We start from the raw sequence: 21,361 nt of genomic DNA on the forward strand, positions 1-21,361 counted from the left end.
GGATCGACATGACCACCACCTCTCCCGCACGCCTCGTCCTCGGCCGCGAACCCGCCGCCTGGACCTCGCTGATCTCGGCGGCACTGGTGCTGCTGACCACCTTCGGCATCACGATCTCGACCGAAACCCAGGGCGTGATCATCGCCGCAGCCAACGCGGTCCTCGGCCTCGTCGTCGTGCTTGCCGTGAAGGAGTCCGTCTACCCCGCGCTGGTCGCCGTCGTGCAGACCGCGGTCCCGCTCTTCGTCGCCTTCGGCCTGCACCTGACCGACGCACAGCAGGGCGCGATCCTCGCCGTCGCCTCCGTGACACTCGGCTTCGTGTTCACTCGCCCGCAGGTCACACCGAAGGTTGTTGACGGCCAGGTGCTCTCGGCGCGAGACGCATACCCGGGCGAGTGATCACCGGTCCGCCGATCACCGACAACGTTGCCCTCTACGTCGTCGGTGCGCTGGCCCTGCTCCTCATCTCCGTGCTGGGGTTGGTGATTCGGGCGATCGTACGGGGCGACCTGGTGCCGCGGCGGGTGCTCGACGCGATGACAGTGGAGCGGGATCAGCGGATCGCGGCACAGTCCCGAGCCCTGGACGCCGCGACCGAGCTGACGACCGAGCAGGCCCGCACCATCTCCGCGCAGGCCGACAGTATCTCCGACTTCGGCGAGGCCCAGGCGTTGCAGGTACGGGTCGCGGCGGCATTACATCAAGTGACCGAGGCGGGTGAGCGGTGATGTGCCATCTGTTTCGCCGGCCCCGTCCCCTCGGCCCCGATCCGGTCGTCGTCGACGCCGAGATTCGCCGGTCGCGATTCGAGGCGCAAACCGAGCAGGTGCGTCGCTCCCGTCGCGAGGTCGACGCGCGCCGCGCCGAAGCGGCCGACCTCCTGGCGCAGTCCCGAGAGGCTGAGCGCCGCAACCATTTTGCCGAGGCCATCACCAAGAGCATGAGGAGGAAGCCGTGACCCTCGCGGATCTCGATCCCGGCGACTATGCCATCTTCGCGTGGACCATTCTGCAAATCGTGTTCACCGTGCTCTACGGCCTGCGGTCGCGGTGGATCGATTCGCCGGCCGGGCGCATCCTGTTCGGTCAGAGTTTCGGATTCTCTGTCGCCCTCACGCAGGTGTCGGTGACATTGCTGACCGACTCAGGGTACTACGCCCGTGACATCATCCGCCCGATCGCCTACTACTGCGGCGTCGTGGGCGCGCTGATCATGCTCATCCTGCTGGTGAAGATGCAGCGGAAGGACCGTCGATGACCGTCGACCTCCTCTGGTGCGATGGCACCTGGACCCGCCCGTCGGCGCGCTCGGCCGTGTCGGAGGCACTGCGGCGCGCGCTGGCCGGTACCGCGGTGCGCTTCACCTACGTCGACTACCCAGCCACATTCGGCCCCGCGACCGGCGCCGCCGATCAGTCGTACGGAGACTCGGTGGCCGCGGGCATGGTGGCGCTGCGGGATGCGGTGCGCGCGAGCCGATATCAGGCGATCGTCGGCGGCTACTCGCAGGGCGCGGCCGTCGCGGTGGCGTTTGCTCGCGAGGTCCTGCCGCGCGCTGTCGATCTCGACGTGCTCGCCGTCGCCGCGCTCGGCAACCCGCACCAGCCGGTGCACGTTGGGCGCGCGGGCATCGCGGGCGCACTGTCGGTACCGCGTACCCTGCTCAGCGTCTACGCCCCCGGCGATCCGATCGCTGATCTGCCACTCGGGTCCCCGCTACGGTCGATCGCCGACGCCACCGAATGGATGTCGCTGCGCTCACCCGAGGCGGGGAAACGGTGGGCCAACGATCTCGTGACCCGCCTCGCCGAGCAGCGCGCGCAGGCGTGGTGGGCACCATGGCGCTGGCCTGATCTCGCCTCGGCCGGCCAATACGCCGCCGGATACCTCGGCACCGCCCACACCCTCAACTACCTCACCGGCGGGCAGGTCGACCGGCTGGCTCGACAGATCGTGGCGGTGGCGCAGTGAGATACCCGGGCAGCAAACCGGAGATCACCGAAGAGGTCGCCGGGTACATCGTGGCGGCGCTGTACAAGATCTTCCCCGATGTCATCGACGACATCATCGAGATCCTGACCGGGATCGAAGACGGTGACACTGACGACCTGGGGACCTGGATCAACAACCTCAAGACGCTACTCTCCGGCGGCACGGTCACCGGGGGTGCAGGCTTCTTCGAGGGATTGTCGAAGCTGCCCGGGTTCGGCGACCTTATCGAGATCATCACCGGCATCGAGGACGGCGACACCGACGACCTCGGTACGTGGATCAACGGTCTGAAAACCATCCTGTCCGGCGGTACCGTCACCGGGTTACCGACTCTCGGTGGTGCGCTGAATCTTGGTGGCCTGCAAACGATGCTCCAGCAGATCGCCGACATTCTCAACGGCCTTGTGGTGACGCCGATCAACTCGGCAGTCCAGGGCGTGAAGGATTGGTTCGCCGGTCTGGTGGGGTGGCGCTCGACAACGGACACGAACGTGGCGACCGCGACGTCGAATGCGGCGTCAGCATCCTCGGCGGCATCGGCAGCACAGACGGCGTCGAATCAGATCGCGCAGAACATCAACAACGCGATCTCCGGTGGCGCCGCGGCGGGCACGGGGGCGATTGCGCAGGCCTTCGACACGGTGGCGTCAATCTTCGGGTTGGCCGGCGCCGCGTCGGCGACCGCGACGGCGGTGGCGACACAGGCCGCACAGTCAGCGGCGCAGCAAAACGCGAACGCCGCCAAGGGTGTGTCGAACTCGGTGGTGTTCTTCGGTTCTGACGGGGCCGCGCTCCCCACGGTGGACTGGACTGACGACGGCAGTGGCAACATCGTCATCCGGGGTAGCGCGGGGCGCGCGGGCATCAAGTCGGGCGCGGCTGACGGCACCTACGGCAAACAGTTCAACTACCCGACCGCCACACCGAATCAGTCGATCATCGTGGTCGTCGGCGAGAAGGTCAACGACCCCCAGGACGAGTACCTCTTGTGCCGCATCGATGCCGGGTTCACCCGCGGCGGCTATGTGCGCTACGACGAATCGGGGGTGACGCTCGGTCGGTTCGCGAAATCGGGCACCACCTATTCGTGGACGGCGTGGGCGTCGCAGTCGCGGGCGATCAATCCGGGCGACATGATCGAGTACTGCTGCATCGACGCCACCTACTACGTGCACGTGAACCGGGTGCTGGTCCTGACCTACACCGATTCGTCGGCCACCCTCAGCTACGGCACCACCACCCTCTATGGCGGGTTCGCGATGTCGCGGTACACGGTCCCGCTGCTGGGCATCGTCAACGACGCCTTCCGATTGGCGTCCTTCTCACTCTCGGACAAGGCGGGCTCTGTTGTGATCGGAATCGGCTGGCGACTACATCGGGCGGCGACGAGTACCACCTCGTCGAGTGGCTCTGGAACTGCGTTGTCCTACAACACCCTCCCGGTCGACGTGTTCGACACGACGGTCAACACCTCACAGGTCACCGTCACGAACCAGGCGCGGGGCACGGTCACGATTCAGCGGTCCGGCTTCTATCAGATCATCGGGGCGTTGTCGTGGGGCTCAGGCACTCAGGCCATCGGATACGTCGTGTTCGTCAACGGTTCCCGCGCAACCGACATGGTCGCCAACGACACTGCCACGTGGCTGTACCTCAACGCCGGGGACACCTGCCAGATCGGGTGGATGCGGCCCAGTGGCGCGACGACCTCGCAACCGTTCCGCGATGGCGGCCCTGGTGGCGGGTCGCTACACTTCGGCGGCTTCCTCATGCAGACCGCGAGCTAGGAGAATCACATGGCAGCAACAACATTCACCCTCGACGATCTGCCAGACGTGACGTTCACGGTCGCGCGCGGCGTCGACGAAAACCAGCCCGGCAACTGGATCACGATCACCGCCACCCGGCCGGATGAACCCACCGAGGATGATCCCGACCCGGCGCCGATCACCGTGTGCGAACTCGGATTCGCTGGACCATAGGAGGCCTGATGCCAGCAATCACTTTCACCCTCAACGCCTTACCCGGCAAAGACTCCAAGTCGCTACGCTTCGAGCCGCGTAATGCGCCGTGGGTCAACACATCCGGACAAGTCGTCACACCCGACGGCTTCGGCGCGCTCTATCCGCGCAACACCGCGCAGTCGGTCACCCTCGATACCGGACCGTGGCGGGTACGGATCGGCGTCGACTGGTTCGCGTTCGACGTGCCCGCTGGCGGCGGCGATCTGAAGGACCTGATCCTGTTCGGGGTGCCGGCCACCGCGCCAGCGTCGACGATCACCGCTGCCGTCAACGCCTACCTCGCCAGCCATCCCAACGGCCTCCTCACCCAAGCGGTCGCCGACGCCAGTTATGCCCCGGTCTCGGGTGCTGGATCACCGGCTGCGGCAGTGACTTTGGCGGCCGCCCATGCCGACTCCGGGGACGCCGCCACCTTGACCACCGCTACCGGCAGGGCCATCGCCTTCGCCATCGCCCTCGGATAGGAGAGACCCATGACCCAGAATCTCATGGGCGCGACCAGCGCGCTCCCGCAAGTCCTCGTCAGCCAGCAGCTCGCGGCGACTGAGACCACGCAGTACACCTGCCCTGCCGCGTCGGCGGCGAAGATCGCTCGGGCGGTGCTCACCAACACCTCGGGATCGGCGGTCACCGTGTCAGTGTCGATGGTGAAGTCGGGCGGCACGGCTGGGGCGGCCAATCGTGTGATTGCGCCCTACACTCTGATCGCCGGTGACTCGATCATCGTCGATGAGTTGCAGGGAAACTTCCTCGGCCCGGGCGATTTCGTGTCCACACTCGCTGGCACCGCCAGCGCTGTCACCCTCGTCATGAGCGGGGTGGTGTTCGCGTGAGCAGGCTGACGAGACTCAACGCGGCGGTCGGTACGATCGACGCATCCAATGCGTTTACGCCCAGGACCACTGTGGGTCTAGCGGGGTTCAGCGCCGCGTTGACTGGCACTCCGCTCTGCATTGGCGCGGACAAAGTCACCGGCCGCATCTTCTACGTTGGGTCCACATATCTCCAGTGGTCAGACGATGCGGGAGCAACAAAATCCGCGAATAAGTCGCTGCCTGCCGCGATCACGGACGTGACGTCGGTCGCCTACCTGGTGCGCTTCGCCGGGTACTACTGGCTGGGTGGGTATGACGCGACGGCGAGCCGGTACAAGATCTACCGATCCACCATTCCAACATCGGGGGACTTCGGTTGGGCGGAAGTCCTCACCCTCACTCAGGGGTCCGGGGGGATCGGCACGTCGATGGACTGTGACGACAAGTATCTCTATGTCGGTGAGTACGCCGACCCCTCGGGGCTGACTCCCAAGCTATGGGCGATCACACTGGCGGATGCCGCTGGCGCAGGGACGAATTGGGTCACCAAGTGGACGGGCGCGAGCACCCGGCATATCCACACCATCGCGTGCGACCCATATCTTCCTGGTCACCTATGGCTGGCAGGCGGCGATGGCCAAGGGTTTGAGATTCTGCGATCCACCGACTACGGGGCCACATGGCTGACGGTGGCCACCGACGCGAACAGTCAGGTAGTCCAGATCAGCTTCACGCCGGATTACGTGTACGGGGCGTGCGACACCGCCGATGTGACGGCATGGGTGTGGGACAAGGCGAGCTGGACAAAGCGGAGTGCAGCAAAGAACTGGCACTACAACATTCCCGTCCCTGGTGGGCTGGGCTCTCGATATCTGACGGACGTGACCCTGGTGGCACCGAGTACCCTGCAATCCCCGACAGGCAACTTCACCTCCAATGACATTGGACGGCGAGTGCTAGACGAAGCGAGGTACACCACGGCGGGACGAGTGCGCACCGGGGCCTACATCAAGACGGTCAACTCGGCCACTGAGGTCGTCCTGACCGCGCCGGTAAATGCCGCGCATGCATCTACGGGCGCATCGAAGGTGACTGTCATGGGGGATCGGTGGTACCACGGGGCCTTCTACGGGATCGTCGATCCCGCGACGGGAATCTACTACTGCGTAGCTCACGACACCAGCAACTACGGCAACAAGTACGGCCTCTTCTACTGCCCGCGACCCGGCGACGATCTGCGACTGCTGACTTCCGAGGTGTACGGCGGTCAGTGTATGCGGATCGCAGGCGGCTATCTCCACAGCCATCAATGGAGAGTGCCGCTCTTGTCACAGTCTGCCGTGTGATCCGACCCCGCCCATAACGCGAAGTAAGCAGCCTGCCCCTAACCTCACTGACACCCGTCACTGATATCAGTGACGCCACACTGACGAAGCCGCCCCCGGTCCACACGGATCGGGGGCGGCTTTCGGCGTTGGTGGGTGTTTCAATCGGGCCGAGTTCATAACAAATAAAAGTTATGAACTCGGCTCCCAGTCATCCCCCAACACCGAGGCGATCCGCTCCATCAGCCCCGGCGTCTCCCGCCGGCGCCCGTACATCACCTCGTCGATCTCGACCGCCAGCGTCTCGAGCTCGGGGTCTGGCCGCGCCCACGCTGACGGGTCGGTCTCGAGCATCGCGGCCTGCTCGGTGACCTGACGGCGCTTCATCTGGTTGCGGATGGCGTGGGCGGCGGCGGAGAGAAGGGCGCGGTCGGTCATGAGGTGAGCGTAGATCCGGGATGTGACACGCAATCGATTGACGGAAATTCAGGGATTCACGTCGCGTCAGCACCTATAGGTGGGATAGAACATGACGTGTGAAGAAGGCAATCGGCGCAATCGTCGTTCTCCTGGCCATCGGTTGTGCAGCCGGTTGCGGGACCAGTTCAGATTCGAGTACCGCCGCCAGCCGACACAGCTCATCGGCCACATCAGCATCGACCGCGCCAGAGACCGCGGACGTCCTCAACAAGGCGGTCGGCCAGTCGGCCGGATGGAACTGTGCTGACGCCTCCGACGAAAGCTGTTCACTCGCCTTCACTGTCACCGCACTCGACAAAGTGCCCTCGGCCAACTGCTCCGACAGCGCGCCTCCGCCTGCGGGTTCCGAGATCTACCGACTGGCCATCGATGCGCAGGCCTACCATTCGACCCCAGCGCCCAACGCAACCTTGCCTCCGGGGTTCGTCATCTCCTCAGACAACTGGTACGCGATCGACGCGGACGGCTACGGCACGAAGGCCGACGTCGCCATTGGGTGTGGGGACTTCGATCCCGGACCGTTCTATCAGCCTCTCGATGTTGGCCAGAAAGGGCGCGGCACCATTCTGTTCGCGCTTCCTGCTGGCTCGCGAGAACTTGAACTGCGCGAACAAGGCACGCCAGGGTCGTGGCGCTGGGTGCTGCCGGCGGCGTGAAGTTCGTTCGGGGGCGTGTGTCCAAATCGTGTCCACGGCACCAGAACTCGGCATCAACGAAGAGACCCCCTCGCCCGCTTGCGTGCAGGTGAGAGGGTCTTTTCTTCGTTGTAGCCCCGACGGGATTCGAACCCGCGCTACCGCCTTGAGAGGGCGGCGTCCTAGGCCGCTAGACGACGGGGCCATAGACCTTGGTGGTCGCTGGGGTACCAGGACTCGAACCTAGAATGGCGGTACCAGAAACCGCTGTGTTGCCAATTACACCATACCCCAAGGTTTTCTCTTTTCCTCTCGGAAAAGAACCTGCGATAGATTAGCAGAGCACTACCCCTGGACCACAAATCGCCTGGTCAGTGGCTACTTTGCCGCCAACTCCCGGGCCGCGCGCAGACGCGCGAGGCTCACGTCGCGGCCCAGCAGTTCCATCGACTCGAACAGCGGCGGCGAGACCTGCGACCCGGTCACCGCAACCCGCACCGGACCGAACGCCTTGCGCGGTTTGAGGCCCAGATCGTCCACCAGCGCGGCGTCGAGGGCGTCGTGCAGTGCGGGCGTCTGCCACGACGACAGACCCTCCACGGCGGCGATGGTGGCGTCGAGGACCGGCACCGCGTCGGCACCGAGATTCTTGGCGGCGGCCTTCTCGTCAATGGTGAACTCCGCGTCGGAGACGTAGCAGAACGACATCAATGCCCACGCGTCGCCCAACACCTGGATTCGGGTCTGCACGAGTTCGGCGAGGGCGGTGAAGGTGGCGTCGTCGATCGGCTCCGACAGGTGACCGCGCTCGATGAGGTAGGCCTTGAGCCGCGCGGCGAAGTCACCGAGTTCGAGCATCCGGATGTGCTCGGCGTTGATCGCGTCGGCCTTCTTCTGGTCGAAGCGCGCGGGATTGGAGTTGACGTCGCGGACATCGAACTTGTCGATCATCTGCTCCAGGGTGAACACATCGGTCTCGTGCGAGTACCCCCAGCCGAGCAGCGCGAGGTAGTTCAGCAGACCCTCCGGCAGGAATCCGCGGTCCCGGTGATGGAACAGGTTGGACTGCGGATCGCGTTTGGAGAGTTTCTTGTTGCCCTCCCCCATGACGAACGGCAGATGCCCGAAGACGGGCACCGCCTCGGCCACCCCGATCCGGATCAGCGCCTCGTACAACGCGATCTGGCGCGGGGTGGATGAGAACAGGTCCTCGCCGCGCAACACATGGGTGATCCGCATCATCGCGTCGTCAACGGGATTGACGAGGGTGTAGAGCGGATCGCCGTTCGCACGGGTCAACGCGAAGTCGGGAACGGTACTCGACTTGATCGTCGTGGCGCCGCGGACGAGATCGTCCCAGGTGATGTCACGGTCGGGCATGCGAAGGCGCACAACGGGATTGCGGCCCTCGGCGCGATAGGCGGCACGCTGTTCGTCGGTGAGGTCGCGATCGAAGTTGTCGTAACCGAGCTTAGGGTCCCGGCCGGCCGCGCGATGCCGTGCCTCGACCTCCTCCGGGGTCGAGAACGCCTCGTAGGCCTCACCCGCCGCCAACAGACGCGCCACCACGTCGAGGTGGATTCCACGACGCTCCGATTGCCGGTACGGACCGTACGGTCCGCCGACCTCGGGGCCCTCGTCCCAGTCGAGTCCGAGCCATCGCAACGATTCCAGGATCGCGTCGTAGGACTCCTTGCTGTCGCGGGCGGCGTCGGTGTCCTCGATGCGGAAGACGAAGGTGCCCTTGTCGTGTCGCGCCTGCGCGAAGTTGAACAGCGCGGTGCGCACCATCCCGACGTGCGGGGTACCCGTAGGGGACGGGCAGAATCGGACGCGCACGGCGTCGGAGCCTGCGGGATCGGGGCGGGCGGAATCGGTACTGGCCATGCGGCTCAGCGTATCGAACCGACCACCCGGGGAGTCAGTCCCGGTGGCGGTCGCAGAAGTCGACGATGAGCCGGTTCACCTCGGCCGGCTGTTCGAGATAACCGAAGTGCCCGGCCTTGGCCACCTCGGCGTACTCGGCTCCCGGGATCACCTCGGCCACCTCGCGTGCCAGCTTGACCGGCAACGTGCGATCGTCGGCGAATCCGACGACGAGCGCGGGCCGGGTGATGCGCCGGTATGCGTCGAGACGATTGGCCTCCCGGTGGTGCAGTCCGAGCTGAGCACGCACCCCGGGGGTCACGGTCTGAGGTGAGAACCCGATGATGTCGAGCCAGTCCTGTGCGGCCCGATCGTCGTCGAGGGTGTGCGGCGACAGGTTGAGGTGCGCGGTGATGGCGGCCTCGTACTCCGGAGGCAGGGTGATCTTCTGGTCGTAGAGCGCGCGCTCGCCGGCCGAGATCGCTTCCTGCAGCGGCGTGCTGCGGCCGTAGGTGGCCAACATCACCGCGCCGCGGACGAGGTCGGGCCGCGCCAGGGTGAGTTCCTGGGTGATGCGGGCACCCAACGAGGTCCCCACGACGAAAGCCGGTCCACCGAGATGCTCGATGAGTCCGGCGGTGTCGGCCACCATGTCCTCGAGCGTGAACCCGGCGGCGCACTCCGAGGACGGGGCGATGCCACGGTTGTCGAACAGGGCGACACGATAGCCGGCCTTGCGCAGGGCCGGCTCCTGATTTGCCTTCCACACCCGGCCCGGGCTGCCGGTGCCCATCACCATCACGACGAGCGGACCCTCGCCGGCGACCTCGTAGGACAGGTCGATCCCGTTGATCCGTGCGGTGCTCACCGGTGCCGTCACGGCTTGTCCACCACCGGATTGCTCAGTGTGCCCAGACCTTCGACGGTCACCGAAACCCGTTGTCCGGCAACCATCGGACCCACCCCCTCTGGGGTGCCGGTGAGGATTACGTCACCGGGCAGCAGCGTCATCACCCGGGAGATCCACTCGACGATGGCGCCGATGTCGTGCAGCATCAACGAGGTTCGGCTGCGCTGGCGCACCTCGCCGTCGAGTTCGGTGCGGATCTCGGCATCCGACGGATCGAAGGCGGTGTCGATCCACGGCCCCAGCGGGCAGAAGGTGTCATACCCCTTGCCGCGTGTCCACTGTCCGTCGGCCTGCTGCTGATCGCGGGCGGTCACGTCGTTGGCGACGGTGTATCCGAGGATGACCCCGGCCGCCTCGGAGGCCTTGACGTCCTTGCACGGACGACCGATCACCGCGGCAAGCTCACCCTCGAAATCGACACGGTCCGAGGACGGCGGGCGCACGATGGGGACCTCCGGCCCGATGATCGAGGTGTTCGGTTTGAGGAAGATCACCGGGTTCTCGGGAGCCGAGCCCCCCATCTCGGCCGCATGCGCGGCGTAGTTCTTGCCGATGCAGATGACCTTCGTCGCCAGGATCGGCGCGAGCAATCGGACATCGGCCAGCGGCCAACTCCGACCGGTGAACGTCGGGGTGCCGAAGGGATGCTCGGCGATCTCCTTGGCGACGACACCGTCACCGGAATCCTCGAGCGAGACAAAGGCGACACCATCGGGACTGGCGATTCGACCAAGACGCATGGCCCGAGGGTATCGCACCGGCATTGTCCACACTTCGGGACGTCGATTGGCATCCCGAAGATCACGGGTTCTAAAATATGGGAGTCATTTCTCATATTATGAGACACGACCAGACCCGAGAGAGCTTCGAGGAGGCGACATGAATTCCCCCGACACCATCGGCACCACCCGCAGGTGGGCGATGCTCGCGTGTTCGCTGATCGCCGCGATGACCACGACCTGTGTGGTGTCCGGGATCGCCTACCTCATCCCCGCCCTGCACGCCGAGGGCATGAGCGTGTCGCGGGCGTCGGTGCTCGCCGCGGTTCCCACGGTCGGATTGATGATGGCCATCATCGGCTGGGGCAGCCTGCTCGATCGCCACGGCGAACGCGTGATCCTGACGATCTCGCTGTCGCTGACCTTGATGGCGGCGATCGCGACGGCAGTGGCGGCATGGCGATCGGCCCCGTTCACCGTGTTGGCGGCGTTGCTCTTCCTCGGCGGCCTGAGCTCCGGTGCCGCCAACGGCGCCAGCGGCCGGATCGTGGTCGGCTGGTTCCCCGCGGCCCAACGCGGCACGGCCATGGGCGTCCGGCAGATGGCCCAACCCCTGGGAATCGCGGTGTGCGCGTTGAGCATGCCCGCGATCGCCCAACACCGCGGTATCGCCGCAGCGCTGGTGGTCCCCATCGTGGTGACCGCGCTCGGGTTGCTCGCGTGCGTCCTGGGCATCGTCGACCCGCCGTCGGCTCGCTCGATCGCCGCCGCACCAGCACGAAACCCGTACCGCGACAGCTGGTTCCTGGCACGCGTACACGCCGTCAGCGTGCTCCTGGTGATCCCGCAGTCGATGCTGTGGACCTTCGTGCCGACCTGGCTCATCGTGGCCCGCCACTGGTCTCCGGCCACGGCCGGTGTCCTCGTGACGATCACTCAGACGCTCGGCGCGCTGGGGCGCATCGCGGCCGGGCGATGGTCGGACGCATGGTTGTCCCGCATGCGGCCGATCCGGCTGATCGCCGTGGTCGCCGGTGTCGCGATGGGCGTTCTGGCACTGACCGATTGGGCCGACAGTCCGGTGTGCGTGGTTGTCATGATGGTGGCCTCGATCGTCTCCGTCGCCGACAACGGCCTGGCCTTCACCGCGATCGCCGAATTCGCCGGGCCGCGCTGGAGCGGACGTGGTCTCGGCATCCAGAACACCGCACAGTATCTGGCCACCGCCGCCACCACCCCGCTGTTCGGCGCCCTCATCACCGCGGTCGGTTTCCCGCTGGCCTTCGCCGCGAGTGCGGTGGCTCCGGTGATCGCGGCACCGTTGGTTCCGCGCGACCAGCTCCCGCAGCCGGAGCCGGTGTCGGTCGACACGCCCGGCTGAGAGTCGCTCAGCCCGGCAGACGTTGGGCGAGCACTGCATTGATCAGGCCGGCCGCGGTCGCGGCATCGTCGACGACGACGAAGTCGCGCCGGCCGTCGGTGCGAGTCACCATCACGGCCTCACCGGAGCGCACCACGAATCCCCACGCGCCCTTGCCCTCTCCCCGGATGGCAAGACGGCGGCCGTAACCGCCGGTGTCGCGCAACGCGTGCACCGTGATGACCTCGGCACGGACGATGTCGGCCATGGCAATCTCCTGGCGCGGCCACGGCAGCGCGCCGCGCACCGTCATCGCACTGCGATCGATCCGCACCCGCACGGTTCCCATCAGGACGGCGCCGAGGACGATCAGGGCGGGAACCACCAGCAGCCACCACACCCCGGTCACCGCGGTGATGATGACCAGCACCACCGCGGTGGCGGCCAAGAGGACGTCGGCGACCACCGAATTCCCCACCGAGCGTTGCCAATAGAAGCGTTCTCCGGAAGCGAGGTCTTCGGCGGGGACCGCACCCACGGGCCCGCCGACCGCGGTGGCCCACTGCGGGATGAGAACCCAACTCGCCGCCGCGACGACCGCCGCGATCGCAAGGGTGAGCAGGATCGGCACCACCGGTGTGGCAACGTCGTGGACGGCGGCCACTCCCCGCTGACCTGCCGCCACCGCGGGGATCACCCCGGCGATCGCGACCACGAGAAAGTTGATCAGCGCCACGCTCGCCCGGACCTGCCGGGGATGTGACATCGCGAGGGACGCCACGGTGTTCAGCGCAGCGGCGAGCACACACACGACCACCACCGTCACGATCGCGCCGGCGATGCTGCTCGTGCCGTCGACTCCCCCGGTACCCCAATGTGACGCCATCGGATCGGGAAGATCGCCACGCCATGCCGACAGCAACGACACTGCGACACCCAGCATGACGACTGACGGGACCACGCCCACCAGCGCGCACCGAAATCGTTGTTCCCGAGTGGGTTTCGACGCTGTCGCGGTCATGACATCCTCCTGGTGATCTCTGCCGACAATTCCGTGGGTCCGAGTCCCCACCGCTGCGCCACCCCGATGAGCCGATCGAGGGCCTCACCGATCTCGGCCTGTTCCGGCGCGTGATCGGACACCACCGCGCCCCGCCCGCGACGCAGTTCGACGAGCCCCTCATCCCGCAGGATCTGATAGCCGCGCAGCACCGTGTGGACGTTCACGTCCAACGAGGCGGCCAGTTCCCGTGCTGCGGGCAGCCGTTCACCGGCGCCGATGTCACCGCGGACGATGGCGCCGCGAACCGACGCCGCGATCTGGGCAAAGATCGGCGAACGATCGGTGGGATCGACTCGGATGAACACGCTCTGATTGTATAGTTCTATTGAAACTAGAACAAGTGACGCCCGAGATCCCCATTCCACGGTCCCCGTCGGAGACCCCTCACGCCGACCACAGATGACGGTGGCCCGGTCCGGGGGTGGGGTCTCCTCGACCACCACACCACCGGACCGGGCCACCGGGCAAGTGCAGAATCCTATGCGCTACAAGCGCTCTCGAATACGCTTACCGATCTCCGAGGTCGACAGCTCCTGGCCGTCGCGGTCGAGCAGATCGTCGGCGACGGCCTGTTCAACACGTCGAGCGCCCTCGGCATCGCCGAGGTGATCGAGGAGCAGCGCCACCGACAGGATGGCGGCGGTGGGGTCCGCCTTGCCCTGACCGGCGATGTCGGGGGCGCTGCCGTGCACCGGTTCGAACATCGACGGATTGGTCCGCGTGGCATCGATGTTGCCCGACGCGGCGAGCCCGATCCCACCGGAGACCGCGGCCGCGATGTCGGTGATGATGTCGCCGAACAGGTTGTCGGTGACGATCACATCGAACCGTCCGGGGTCGGTGACGAGGTAGATCGTCGCGGCGTCGACGTGGCAGTAGTCGGTGGTGACATCGGGGTACTCGGCACCGATCTCCGCGACCGCCCGACTCCACAACGATCCGGCGAAGGTCAGCACATTGGTCTTGTGGACCAATGTGAGGTGTTTGCGCCTGCGGCTCGCCCGCTCGAAGGCATCCCGGACGACGCGCTCGACGCCGAAGCGGGTGTTGACGCTGACCTCGGTGGCGACCTCGTGCGGGGTGCCCACACGGATCGAGCCACCGTTGCCGGTGTAGGGGCCTTCGGTGCCCTCACGGACGACGACGAAATCGATGTCGGGGTCCCCGGCGAGCGGCGAACTCACTCCGGGTAGCCGGCGCGAGGGCCGCAGGTTCACATGGTGATCGAGCGCGAAACGCATGGAGAGCAGCAGTCCGCGTTCGAGGACCCCCGACGGCACCGACGGATCACCGATCGCGCCGAGCAGGATCGCGTCGTGCTCGCGCAACGAATCCAGATCGGCCTCGGTCAGCAATTCACCGTTGCGGTGATAGCGCCGGGCACCGAGGTCGTACTCGGTGGTCTCGACGTCGGGAGTCACCACCCGCAGCACCTCGAGTGCCTCGGCGATGACCTCGGGGCCGATTCCGTCCCCGGCGATGACGGCGAGCTTCATGACAGATCCACCTGTTCGATCAGAGTTGCACCGACTGCGGACTCGATGGCCTCGACCACCGAGTCGTCGACCTCGCGGCTGACCCGCAAGATCATGGTGGCACCGGCACCTGCGGCGTCCTGGGAGAGCGCTGCGGCCAGGATGTCGATGCCCGCGTCGCCGAGCAGCGTACCGATCTTGCCCAGCGAGCCCGGCTGATCGGTGTAACTCACCAGGAGGTTGAGGCCCTCGGCGCGCATGTCGAAGTTGCGTCCGTTGATGTTGACGATCTTCTCCACCTGCCGCGGCTCCGACAGCGACCCGGCCACGTTGTGGACCGAGCCGTCGGCGAAGACCGCCTTGACGTCGACCACGCTGCGGTGATTGGGGCTCTCGGTGGCGGTGGTCACCTCGCTGGTGACACCGCGCTCCTGCGCCACCTTCGGGGCGTTGACGAAGGTGATCGGCTCGGTCAGGGCGGCCTCGAACAGGCCGCGCAGCGCCGACAACCCCAGCACGTCGACGTTGCTCGCGGCGAGTTCGCCGCGCACGTCGACGACCAGTGACGTCGGCAGTTCGGAGCTGATCGCCCCGACGAGCACACCGAGCTTGCGGGCCATCTCCAGCCACGGGGCGACCTCTTCGTCGACCGTGCCGCCGACGATGTTGACCGCGTCCGGGACGAAGTGGCCGGCCAGTGCCAGCCGCACACTCTTGGCGACATCGGTACCCGCGCGGTCCTGGGCCTCGCTGGTCGAGGCACCCAGGTGCGGTGTCACCACGACCTGCGGTAGCTCGAACAGCGGCGAGTCGGTGCACGGTTCGGTGGCGAAGACGTCGAGGCCGGCGCCGCGGACCTGTCCGGCGACGATCGCGTCGGCCAGCGCCTGCTCGTCGATGAGCCCGCCACGGGCGGCGTTGACGATGATCACGCCTTTCTTGGTGCGGGCCAGCTGGTCGGCGCCGATGAGGCCGAGGGTCTCGGGCGTCTTGGGCAGATGCACCGTGATGAAGTCGGCGCGCTCGAGAAGCTCGTCGAGCGAGACCAATTCGATGCCGAGCTGGGCCGCGCGCGCCGGCGACACGTAGGGGTCGTAGGCGATCACGTGGGTCTCGAAGGCGGCCAGGCGAGCCGCGACGAGCTGACCGATCCGGCCGAGTCCGACCACGCCGACGGTCTTGTCGAAGATCTCGACGCCGTTGAATGACGAACGCTTCCAGGTGTGTTCACGCAGGGTCGCATCGGCGGCCGGGATCTGACGGGCCGCCGAGAGCATCAGCGAGATGGCGTGCTCGGCGGCGGTGTGGATGTTGGAGGTGGGCGCGTTGACCACCATCACGCCGCGCTCGGTGGCGGCCGGCACGTCGACATTGTCGAGGCCGACGCCTGCGCGCGCGATGATCTTCAGTTTCTTGCCCGCGTCGAGGACCTCGGCGTCGACGGTGGTGGCCGAACGCACCAGGATCGCGTCGGCGTCGACGACGGCTTCGAGCAGTTTCGGGCGATCGGGTCCGTCCACCCAGCGCACCTCGACCCCGTCGCCGAGGGCTTCCACGGTCGAGGGGGCCAGTTTGTCGGCGATGAGAACGACCGGCAGGCCAGCTGAGGTCACAGTTTTTCTCCAGAATCGGTGGCGAGATCGGGCGCGATGCCGTAACGGCATCCGCAAGTCAGCTTAGAGACCTCTCCTGATGCGGCGAACAGCCGGGCGTCGACGCGACCGAGCGGCACAGGGTGGACGTGTACATTGTGAGCGGCATTACGGAAGTGTTGCGATGCGGCGGCAGAGTGTCGCCGAACCGCGGCACCCGTCGAATCCGCCGGTACGGTGGCGCTTCGGGTGATGTGTCAACAATCGATTCGGCGGTCGAGAAGCCGCGCCGGTCGGGTAGCAGAGTGGAGTATGGATGAAGAAGAAGCTGACAGTACTGTTGGCTGTCCTGGCAGCGACGGTACTCGCCGGCTGGGGGGCTCCCGGCGCCGCACAGGCGGCACCGGCGAAGATCTTCCTCGGCGGTGGATCAGGAATCCTGATCCTGCAGGGCGGTGACTCCGCCAAGGCGTGCACCCTGACCACGATCGGTCATGCGAAGACCGGTCAACTGATCGGCATCACCGCAGGACACTGCGGCCAGCCCGGGCAGCAGGTCCTCTCCGAGACGTTCCAGGATCGCGGTCAGGCCGGTGTGGTGACCTATTCCGACCCGAAGGACGATGTCGCGATCATCGAGTTCGACCCGTCGCGCGTCGTACCGCTGCGCACCGTGCGGTCGGTGACGATCCGCGGGATCGACACCCGCCCGATCGGTTTCCCGACCGTGGCGTGCAAGGAAGGCCGCACCACCGGCAGCACCTGCGGTGTCGCCTGGTTCTCCGACGGCGACGTGCACTTCTCCCAGATGTGCGTCATCGAGGGTGATTCCGGCAGCCCGGTGGTCGTCGGCGACAAACTCGTGGGCATGGTCAACGCCTACTACTTCCTCGGCTGCCTCGGCCCCGAGACCGGCACCAACATCGGGCCGATCCTCAACTACGTGAACCACACCAAGTACAAGGGCTTCTCGGTCTACTGACCCTGAACTCGCTCCATCGAGTGCGCCCCCTCCCCACCTCGGGAGGGGGCGCACTCGTCTGTGGGGTCGGGCGTGCGTGCAGATCTCGCCGATTCATCCGCCGGTACCGTGTCGTCGGCGATGATCGGCCATCTCGGCGTCGAATTCGCGCCGCGTCAGCTCGGCGATGCGCCGATGGTCCTCGGCGTCGATTCCGCCTGATCTCCACGACCATCCACCATTCTCGATCCAGTCGTCGAGAGCGGCGTCGATGCGCCGGCGCAGCTCCGCGTCACGGACTCGCCGGTCACGCCAGAACAGTGCATGGTCATCGGGGCGCCAGGTGCTCGGCAACGGAAGGACGGCGTCGATCAGGCCCGCTTCGACCCCTGTGACGCCGTCGAGTCCGGCGACCATGCTCCGGATCTCCTCGGTGCGTTCGGGCTCGTGCGCCAGATCTCGCAGCACCGCAACGTATTCCGGAGGCAACTGTGAGTGGGCCCGATCAGACATCGGCTCGACCGTCGTCGACGAGTGATCCGTCACGCAGGCGCCGCAACACCCGGGCGTCGGCGAGTTCATCGCGCAGTTCCGGATGCCGCCGGTAGAAGTCCAGAAGCCAGAAGGTCGTCGGCGCTCCGAGCCGCACGACGTTCAGGCGTAGCCGCGGTTCCTCGTCCGCGCCGATGGCCAGCCATGCGTCGGCACCCCTGCGACGTCTGCCCACATCGGTGGGCATCGGCTCGGTGCGTTCGAGGTCGGTCCAGGCGATCGCGCCCCGTGGACCGAGTCTCTTGCCGACGACCAGGGCGTGCGGGGTCAGCACCAGAGGGTCGGGCCGGCGCCGAACCATTTCCCAGACGAGACCGACCGCACCGGTGACAGCGACGGCCAGAAAGGTGAACGGCGAGACCGGCCGCGGCGAGTGTTGCACGAAGGAGAGATCGAGTTCTCCGGAGCACACGGCGTAGAACGCCCCGGCACCGCCGAGGGCGAACGCCGCCGGCAACGCAATGTCCACCGCACGTTCGCGGTCATCGACACGAATCACCAATGCCGCCCCCGCGATTCGCACACCGCGGAGGCCCGGTCGGGTCGCGCCCGTGCGCATCCACCGGAGTTCTTCGGACAACAGCAGCAGGGCGACCCCCGCGGCGCCGGACGCGGCCGCCACCGCCACGACGACGCTGCCGCCGAAAGCCGACATCACCGACGCCCCCGCGAAGATCGAGCAGACAACAGCCCAGAAGACCCTGCCCACCCACAGGCGCCACCGCGCTCCCTGCCAGGCACGTGGGCATCGATGGTATGCAGGCCGCATGCCGACCACCTCGAGATTCCTCATCGACACAGCACCTGACCCACGATGTTGCCCACCGTGGACCCCCCAAGACTCACGATTGCGCCGGTCCAGAAGGCCCGCAGCGGACTCATCTCCGGGGCCAACGCCAGCAGTGCCAGATCGGCGCCCAACCCGACACCGCCGGCCACCCCTGCTACACACCGTTCGTAGCCGTTCTCCGCCGTGGCGACCCCCATCGCCGTACCGAGCAGCGTCAGACCCGGCCCGGCCGCTTTCGCACCGATCTCCAGGCGCGCAACCTGGGCCTGGGTGAGGTAGGGAAGCCCGCGTGCCACGGCGGATTCGGTCGCGGACATGCCACCCGCGGCCAGGGCGATCGCATAGTCACGGGAGGACGGGATGGGGAAGGTGATCCCGTCGACGACCGCCTCGGTCGTACCGTCGGGGCGCTCGGTCACGACGGCGGGCGACTTGCCCGGACGAGTCAACGACACGGTTGCCGTGCCATCGCCCGCGACGGTGCGCGTGGCGGTCAGAACACCTTCCGGACTGCGGAATTCGGTCCGGTTCACTCCGGGACCGCTGGTGTAGGTCTGCCGGGAGCCGTCGAGCATCCTCACCGTCGTCGTCGTGGTGTCACCGGCGGTGGTGGTCTCGGTCTCGACGACCGTACCGGTCATGTGCTCGAGCAGTCGCGCACGTTGCAGGCCGCGGCCGAACTCGGGGTTGGTGCCTCCGGTGTTGTCACCGTGCGGGGCTTCGGTGAAGTCCTTGGGCGCGTGGGGATCCGCGTCGATCTCGGGAAGGGCCAGGCCGAGACCATCGCCCATCAGTTTTCGGCGCACAAACGCGCCGATGTCGTGATCGGCTCGGCTCAGGTCGACCAGGGCGGGATTGAGTTGCACCTGAAAGGTGTCGGCGACGGTCGCCAGCGTGGCGGCCAACGTCGCCGGGTAGTTCTTGACGCGCGGCAGCACGAGCCAGTCGTCGGTGACGAACAGATCGCCGGATTCGATGACCGTCAACAGGTTTCGAATCCTCGACGCCGCCGCGGTGAGGTCCGGAGCGGACCGGGCGACACCGATCGCCGAGTTGCGCGCGACGGCGCTCAGCGCGGTGGCCCGGCGGCAGCCGACGTCGGTCGCCGTCTCACCGGACTGCGCGGCCACGCCGGACCACAGACCGTCTTGCGCCACACGCGAGATGGCGTACCGGGCGCCCGAGACCTCGTCGTCGAGTGCTTCGCCGCTGTCTCCCAGCGTGTGGCCGGCAGCCCCCACCGATTCGGTCCGCCAGGTGTCGAACACCGTGCGGCTGGGAATCATCACGCCCTCCCGGGGGCAGGGACGCGACCGAACCGGTCGGCCAGTGCGGCATCGGAGGTCTCGTACTCACCGGCCGCGGTGTACACGGCCGCCGACACCTGCTCGAAGTAGTGGCCCACACCGGCCAACAACGGCCGCATCGCCGAGGCGGCGGTCTGTGCGGCGTACGCCGTGGTGGAGCCGGGCATCAGGGCCGCGAGGGCGTCGAAGTGGTGCGGCATGGGCGACGCGGAGCACTGTGCACCTACCTCGTCGACCCGAGTGGCGAACTGCCGCAACGCTTCCGGATTGACATCCATGACTCTCCCCCATCACGATCGACACCGATGGGCCAAGCGTAGAACAGATGCATCGACGGGCCGAGAATTCATCCACAGCCCACTCGCCTGCCGCCCGAGACGAACGTGGCCCCGTTCCCATCGGGAACGGGGCCACGAATCACGCTTGTGTTCAGGCGGTTTCGGTGATCGGGCGATCCACCCAGCTCATCAGGTCGCGCAGCTTCTTGCCGGTGACCTCGATCGGGTGCTCGGCATTCTTCTTACGCAGGTCCTCGAGCTCCTTGTTGCCGCCCTCGACGTTGGCGACGAGACGCTTGACGAAGCTCCCGTCCTGGATGTCGGAGAGGATGGCGCGCATCCGGTCCTTGGTGTCGGCGTCGATGACCCGCGGACCCGAGAGGTAACCACCGAACTCGGCGGTGTCGCTGACCGAGTAGTTCATGCGGGCGATGCCGCCCTCGTAGATCAGATCGACGATGAGCTTGAGCTCGTGCAGCACCTCGAAGTACGCCATCTCCGGGGCGTAACCCGCCTCGACCATCACCTCGAAGCCGGTCTTGATCAGTTCCTCGGTGCCGCCGCACAGCACGGCCTGCTCGCCGAAGAGATCGGTCTCGGTCTCCTCCTTGAAGGTGGTCTTGATGACGCCGGCACGGCCGCCACCGATCGCACTCGCGTAGCTGAGCGCCAGCGCCTGACCCTCACCCTTCGGATCCTGGTCGATCGCGATCAGGCAGGGCACACCCTTGCCGTCGACGAACTGCCGGCGCACGAGGTGACCGGGGCCCTTCGGGGCGACCATGCCGACGGTGACGTTGGCCGGCGGCTTGATCAGACCGAAGTGGATGTTGAGACCGTGGCCGAAGAACAGCGCGTCGCCGTCCTTGAGGTTGGGCTCGATGTCCTCGGTGAAGATCTGCGCCTGGCTGGTGTCGGGGGCCAGCATCATGATCACGTCGGCCCAGGCGGCGGCCTCGGCGGCGGTCATCACCTTCAGGCCCTGCTCGGCGGCCTTCTCCCGCGACTTGCTGCCCTCGCGCAGGCCGATCGCGACGTCGACACCCGAATCACGCAGCGACAGCGAATGCGCATGCCCCTGGCTGCCGTAGCCGATCACCGCGACCTTGCGGCCCTGGATGAGCGACAGATCGGCGTCGTCGTCATAGAACAATTCGATCGCCACAGTTGACTTCCCTTCGATATGTGTTGTGCCCCAAACGAATCGGTTATCCCG

Annotated in this window: 26 protein-coding genes and 2 tRNA genes; 13 read left to right on the plus strand and 15 right to left on the minus strand. The window is 66.7% G+C overall.

The features are described 5' to 3' along the window. The first annotated feature begins 8 nt into the window (after nt 1-8). From P3L18_RS02165 to P3L18_RS02210, 10 genes are read left to right on the plus strand one after another with little or no spacing between them, the layout of a single operon-like run. Nucleotides 9-401, plus strand: coding sequence for a hypothetical protein (locus P3L18_RS02165; protein WP_276113105.1), 393 nt, complete (start codon nt 9-11; stop codon nt 399-401). Then, nucleotides 398-730: a hypothetical protein gene (locus P3L18_RS02170; protein WP_276113106.1), complete on the plus strand. Its 333-nt coding sequence runs from the start codon at nt 398-400 to the stop codon at nt 728-730. The genes P3L18_RS02165 and P3L18_RS02170 overlap by 4 nt, the downstream gene beginning before the upstream one ends. After that, the gene (locus P3L18_RS02175; RefSeq protein ID WP_276113107.1) at nt 730-960 is read left to right on the plus strand and encodes a hypothetical protein; all 231 of its coding nucleotides are present in this window, start codon (nt 730-732) and stop codon (nt 958-960) included. The genes P3L18_RS02170 and P3L18_RS02175 overlap by 1 nt, the downstream gene beginning before the upstream one ends. Continuing rightward, nucleotides 957-1,259 (plus strand): hypothetical protein, encoded by a 303-nt coding sequence (locus tag P3L18_RS02180; RefSeq protein ID WP_276113108.1) that lies wholly within the window; start codon nt 957-959, stop codon nt 1,257-1,259. Before P3L18_RS02175 ends, P3L18_RS02180 begins: the two co-directional genes overlap by 4 nt. After that, nucleotides 1,256-1,972, plus strand: coding sequence for a PE-PPE domain-containing protein (locus tag P3L18_RS02185; RefSeq protein WP_276113109.1), 717 nt, complete (start codon nt 1,256-1,258; stop codon nt 1,970-1,972). Before P3L18_RS02180 ends, P3L18_RS02185 begins: the two co-directional genes overlap by 4 nt. Next, nucleotides 1,969-3,780 (plus strand): hypothetical protein, encoded by a 1,812-nt coding sequence (locus P3L18_RS02190; protein WP_276113110.1) that lies wholly within the window; start codon nt 1,969-1,971, stop codon nt 3,778-3,780. The genes P3L18_RS02185 and P3L18_RS02190 overlap by 4 nt, the downstream gene beginning before the upstream one ends. Before the next feature lie 9 nt (nt 3,781-3,789). Next, a complete protein-coding gene (locus P3L18_RS02195) occupies nt 3,790-3,975 on the plus strand; it encodes a hypothetical protein (protein ID WP_276113111.1) in 186 nt (61 codons plus the stop codon). Nucleotides 3,976-3,983: 8 nt separating this feature from the next. Further along, the gene (locus P3L18_RS02200) at nt 3,984-4,481 is read left to right on the plus strand and encodes a hypothetical protein (RefSeq protein ID WP_276113112.1); all 498 of its coding nucleotides are present in this window, start codon (nt 3,984-3,986) and stop codon (nt 4,479-4,481) included. A 9-nt stretch (nt 4,482-4,490) separates the two neighbouring features. Beyond that, nucleotides 4,491-4,850, plus strand: a complete 360-nt coding sequence (locus tag P3L18_RS02205; protein ID WP_276113113.1) for a hypothetical protein — start codon at nt 4,491-4,493, stop codon at nt 4,848-4,850. Further along, on the plus strand, nt 4,847-6,178 hold the full coding sequence (locus P3L18_RS02210) for a hypothetical protein (protein WP_276113114.1): 1,332 nt from the start codon (nt 4,847-4,849) through the stop codon (nt 6,176-6,178). Before P3L18_RS02205 ends, P3L18_RS02210 begins: the two co-directional genes overlap by 4 nt. Before the next feature lie 171 nt (nt 6,179-6,349). On the opposite strand, the gene P3L18_RS02215 is transcribed toward P3L18_RS02210, so the two are convergent. Continuing rightward, nucleotides 6,350-6,595, minus strand: a complete 246-nt coding sequence (locus tag P3L18_RS02215) for a hypothetical protein (protein WP_276113115.1) — start codon at nt 6,593-6,595, stop codon at nt 6,350-6,352. Nucleotides 6,596-6,693: 98 nt separating this feature from the next. Here P3L18_RS02215 and P3L18_RS02220 point away from each other — a divergent pair, with 98 nt between their 5' ends. After that, entirely contained in the window at nt 6,694-7,293 is a 600-nt protein-coding gene (locus P3L18_RS02220) for a hypothetical protein (RefSeq protein ID WP_276113116.1), read from the plus strand. A 111-nt stretch (nt 7,294-7,404) separates the two neighbouring features. Here the strand turns inward: P3L18_RS02220 and P3L18_RS02225 are convergent. The 5 genes from P3L18_RS02225 to P3L18_RS02245 all read right to left on the minus strand — a co-directional run bounded on the left by P3L18_RS02225 (nt 7,405) and on the right by P3L18_RS02245 (nt 10,788). Then, nucleotides 7,405-7,477, minus strand: a tRNA-Glu gene (locus P3L18_RS02225). Between the two features lie 17 nt (nt 7,478-7,494). Further along, nucleotides 7,495-7,566: transfer RNA gene (locus P3L18_RS02230), tRNA-Gln, on the minus strand. 84 nt (nt 7,567-7,650) lie between these two features. After that, entirely contained in the window at nt 7,651-9,159 is a 1,509-nt protein-coding gene (gene gltX, locus P3L18_RS02235) for a glutamate--tRNA ligase (RefSeq protein ID WP_276113117.1), read from the minus strand. A gap of 34 nt (nt 9,160-9,193) precedes the next feature. Next, entirely contained in the window at nt 9,194-10,018 is an 825-nt protein-coding gene (locus P3L18_RS02240) for an alpha/beta hydrolase (RefSeq protein WP_006371029.1), read from the minus strand. Beyond that, complete coding sequence (locus P3L18_RS02245; protein ID WP_006371028.1) at nt 10,015-10,788, minus strand: fumarylacetoacetate hydrolase family protein; 774 nt, start codon at nt 10,786-10,788, stop codon at nt 10,015-10,017. The genes P3L18_RS02240 and P3L18_RS02245 overlap by 4 nt, the downstream gene beginning before the upstream one ends. A 139-nt stretch (nt 10,789-10,927) precedes the next feature. On the opposite strand from P3L18_RS02245, the gene P3L18_RS02250 reads away from it, so the two are divergent. Further along, on the plus strand, nt 10,928-12,148 hold the full coding sequence (locus P3L18_RS02250; RefSeq protein ID WP_014360518.1) for an MFS transporter: 1,221 nt from the start codon (nt 10,928-10,930) through the stop codon (nt 12,146-12,148). A 7-nt stretch (nt 12,149-12,155) separates the two neighbouring features. Here P3L18_RS02250 and P3L18_RS02255 read toward each other — a convergent pair whose 3' ends face one another. From P3L18_RS02255 to serA, 4 genes are all read right to left on the minus strand, one after another. Then, complete coding sequence (locus tag P3L18_RS02255; RefSeq protein WP_276113118.1) at nt 12,156-13,148, minus strand: hypothetical protein; 993 nt, start codon at nt 13,146-13,148, stop codon at nt 12,156-12,158. Next, the gene (locus P3L18_RS02260) at nt 13,145-13,495 is read right to left on the minus strand and encodes a GntR family transcriptional regulator (RefSeq protein WP_276113119.1); all 351 of its coding nucleotides are present in this window, start codon (nt 13,493-13,495) and stop codon (nt 13,145-13,147) included. Before P3L18_RS02260 ends, P3L18_RS02255 begins: the two co-directional genes overlap by 4 nt. A gap of 180 nt (nt 13,496-13,675) precedes the next feature. After that, a complete protein-coding gene (locus P3L18_RS02265; protein WP_020170780.1) occupies nt 13,676-14,686 on the minus strand; it encodes a 3-isopropylmalate dehydrogenase in 1,011 nt (336 codons plus the stop codon). Next, the gene (gene serA / locus P3L18_RS02270; protein WP_006371023.1) at nt 14,683-16,278 is read right to left on the minus strand and encodes a phosphoglycerate dehydrogenase; all 1,596 of its coding nucleotides are present in this window, start codon (nt 16,276-16,278) and stop codon (nt 14,683-14,685) included. The genes P3L18_RS02265 and serA overlap by 4 nt, the downstream gene beginning before the upstream one ends. A gap of 295 nt (nt 16,279-16,573) precedes the next feature. Here serA and P3L18_RS02275 point away from each other — a divergent pair, with 295 nt between their 5' ends. Further along, nucleotides 16,574-17,239, plus strand: a complete 666-nt coding sequence (locus P3L18_RS02275; protein ID WP_006371022.1) for a hypothetical protein — start codon at nt 16,574-16,576, stop codon at nt 17,237-17,239. A gap of 93 nt (nt 17,240-17,332) precedes the next feature. Here P3L18_RS02275 and P3L18_RS02280 read toward each other — a convergent pair whose 3' ends face one another. The 5 genes from P3L18_RS02280 to ilvC all read right to left on the minus strand — a co-directional run bounded on the left by P3L18_RS02280 (nt 17,333) and on the right by ilvC (nt 21,310). Beyond that, nucleotides 17,333-17,731 carry a hypothetical protein gene (locus P3L18_RS02280; RefSeq protein WP_276113120.1) on the minus strand — a complete coding sequence of 133 codons (399 nt, stop codon included), beginning with the start codon at nt 17,729-17,731 and terminating at the stop codon, nt 17,333-17,335. Next, nucleotides 17,724-18,539: a hypothetical protein gene (locus P3L18_RS02285; RefSeq protein WP_276113121.1), complete on the minus strand. Its 816-nt coding sequence runs from the start codon at nt 18,537-18,539 to the stop codon at nt 17,724-17,726. Before P3L18_RS02285 ends, P3L18_RS02280 begins: the two co-directional genes overlap by 8 nt. A 20-nt stretch (nt 18,540-18,559) precedes the next feature. After that, complete coding sequence (locus tag P3L18_RS02290; protein WP_014360525.1) at nt 18,560-19,846, minus strand: hypothetical protein; 1,287 nt, start codon at nt 19,844-19,846, stop codon at nt 18,560-18,562. Next, nucleotides 19,846-20,145, minus strand: a complete 300-nt coding sequence (locus P3L18_RS02295; protein ID WP_006371019.1) for a hypothetical protein — start codon at nt 20,143-20,145, stop codon at nt 19,846-19,848. The genes P3L18_RS02290 and P3L18_RS02295 overlap by 1 nt, the downstream gene beginning before the upstream one ends. Before the next feature lie 151 nt (nt 20,146-20,296). Further along, nucleotides 20,297-21,310, minus strand: coding sequence for a ketol-acid reductoisomerase (gene ilvC / locus P3L18_RS02300; protein WP_006371018.1), 1,014 nt, complete (start codon nt 21,308-21,310; stop codon nt 20,297-20,299). Nucleotides 21,311-21,361: the final 51 nt, after the last annotated feature.

This window comes from Gordonia sp. N1V (assembly GCF_029269935.1).
Lineage (GTDB): Bacteria > Actinomycetota > Actinomycetes > Mycobacteriales > Mycobacteriaceae > Gordonia > Gordonia polyisoprenivorans.

Bases quoted from the DNA above. Each gene is read 5' to 3' on its own strand.
- P3L18_RS02165 (WP_276113105.1), top strand. From the start codon at position 9: ATGACCACCACCTCTCCCGCACGCCTCGTCCTCGGCCGCGAACCCGCC.
- P3L18_RS02175 (WP_276113107.1), top strand. From the start codon at position 730: ATGTGCCATCTGTTTCGCCGGCCCCGTCCCCTCGGCCCCGATCCGGTC.
- P3L18_RS02185 (WP_276113109.1), top strand. From the start codon at position 1,256: ATGACCGTCGACCTCCTCTGGTGCGATGGCACCTGGACCCGCCCGTCG.
- P3L18_RS02195 (WP_276113111.1), top strand. From the start codon at position 3,790: ATGGCAGCAACAACATTCACCCTCGACGATCTGCCAGACGTGACGTTC.
- P3L18_RS02200 (WP_276113112.1), top strand. From the start codon at position 3,984: ATGCCAGCAATCACTTTCACCCTCAACGCCTTACCCGGCAAAGACTCC.
- P3L18_RS02205 (WP_276113113.1), top strand. From the start codon at position 4,491: ATGACCCAGAATCTCATGGGCGCGACCAGCGCGCTCCCGCAAGTCCTC.
- P3L18_RS02215 (WP_276113115.1), bottom strand. From the start codon at position 6,595: ATGACCGACCGCGCCCTTCTCTCCGCCGCCGCCCACGCCATCCGCAAC.
- gltX (WP_276113117.1), bottom strand. From the start codon at position 9,159: ATGGCCAGTACCGATTCCGCCCGCCCCGATCCCGCAGGCTCCGACGCC.
- P3L18_RS02245 (WP_006371028.1), bottom strand. From the start codon at position 10,788: ATGCGTCTTGGTCGAATCGCCAGTCCCGATGGTGTCGCCTTTGTCTCG.
- P3L18_RS02250 (WP_014360518.1), top strand. From the start codon at position 10,928: ATGAATTCCCCCGACACCATCGGCACCACCCGCAGGTGGGCGATGCTC.
- P3L18_RS02255 (WP_276113118.1), bottom strand. From the start codon at position 13,148: ATGACCGCGACAGCGTCGAAACCCACTCGGGAACAACGATTTCGGTGC.
- P3L18_RS02265 (WP_020170780.1), bottom strand. From the start codon at position 14,686: ATGAAGCTCGCCGTCATCGCCGGGGACGGAATCGGCCCCGAGGTCATC.
- P3L18_RS02275 (WP_006371022.1), top strand. From the start codon at position 16,574: ATGAAGAAGAAGCTGACAGTACTGTTGGCTGTCCTGGCAGCGACGGTA.
- P3L18_RS02280 (WP_276113120.1), bottom strand. From the start codon at position 17,731: ATGTCTGATCGGGCCCACTCACAGTTGCCTCCGGAATACGTTGCGGTG.
- P3L18_RS02285 (WP_276113121.1), bottom strand. From the start codon at position 18,539: ATGCGGCCTGCATACCATCGATGCCCACGTGCCTGGCAGGGAGCGCGG.
- P3L18_RS02290 (WP_014360525.1), bottom strand. From the start codon at position 19,846: ATGATTCCCAGCCGCACGGTGTTCGACACCTGGCGGACCGAATCGGTG.
- P3L18_RS02295 (WP_006371019.1), bottom strand. From the start codon at position 20,145: ATGGATGTCAATCCGGAAGCGTTGCGGCAGTTCGCCACTCGGGTCGAC.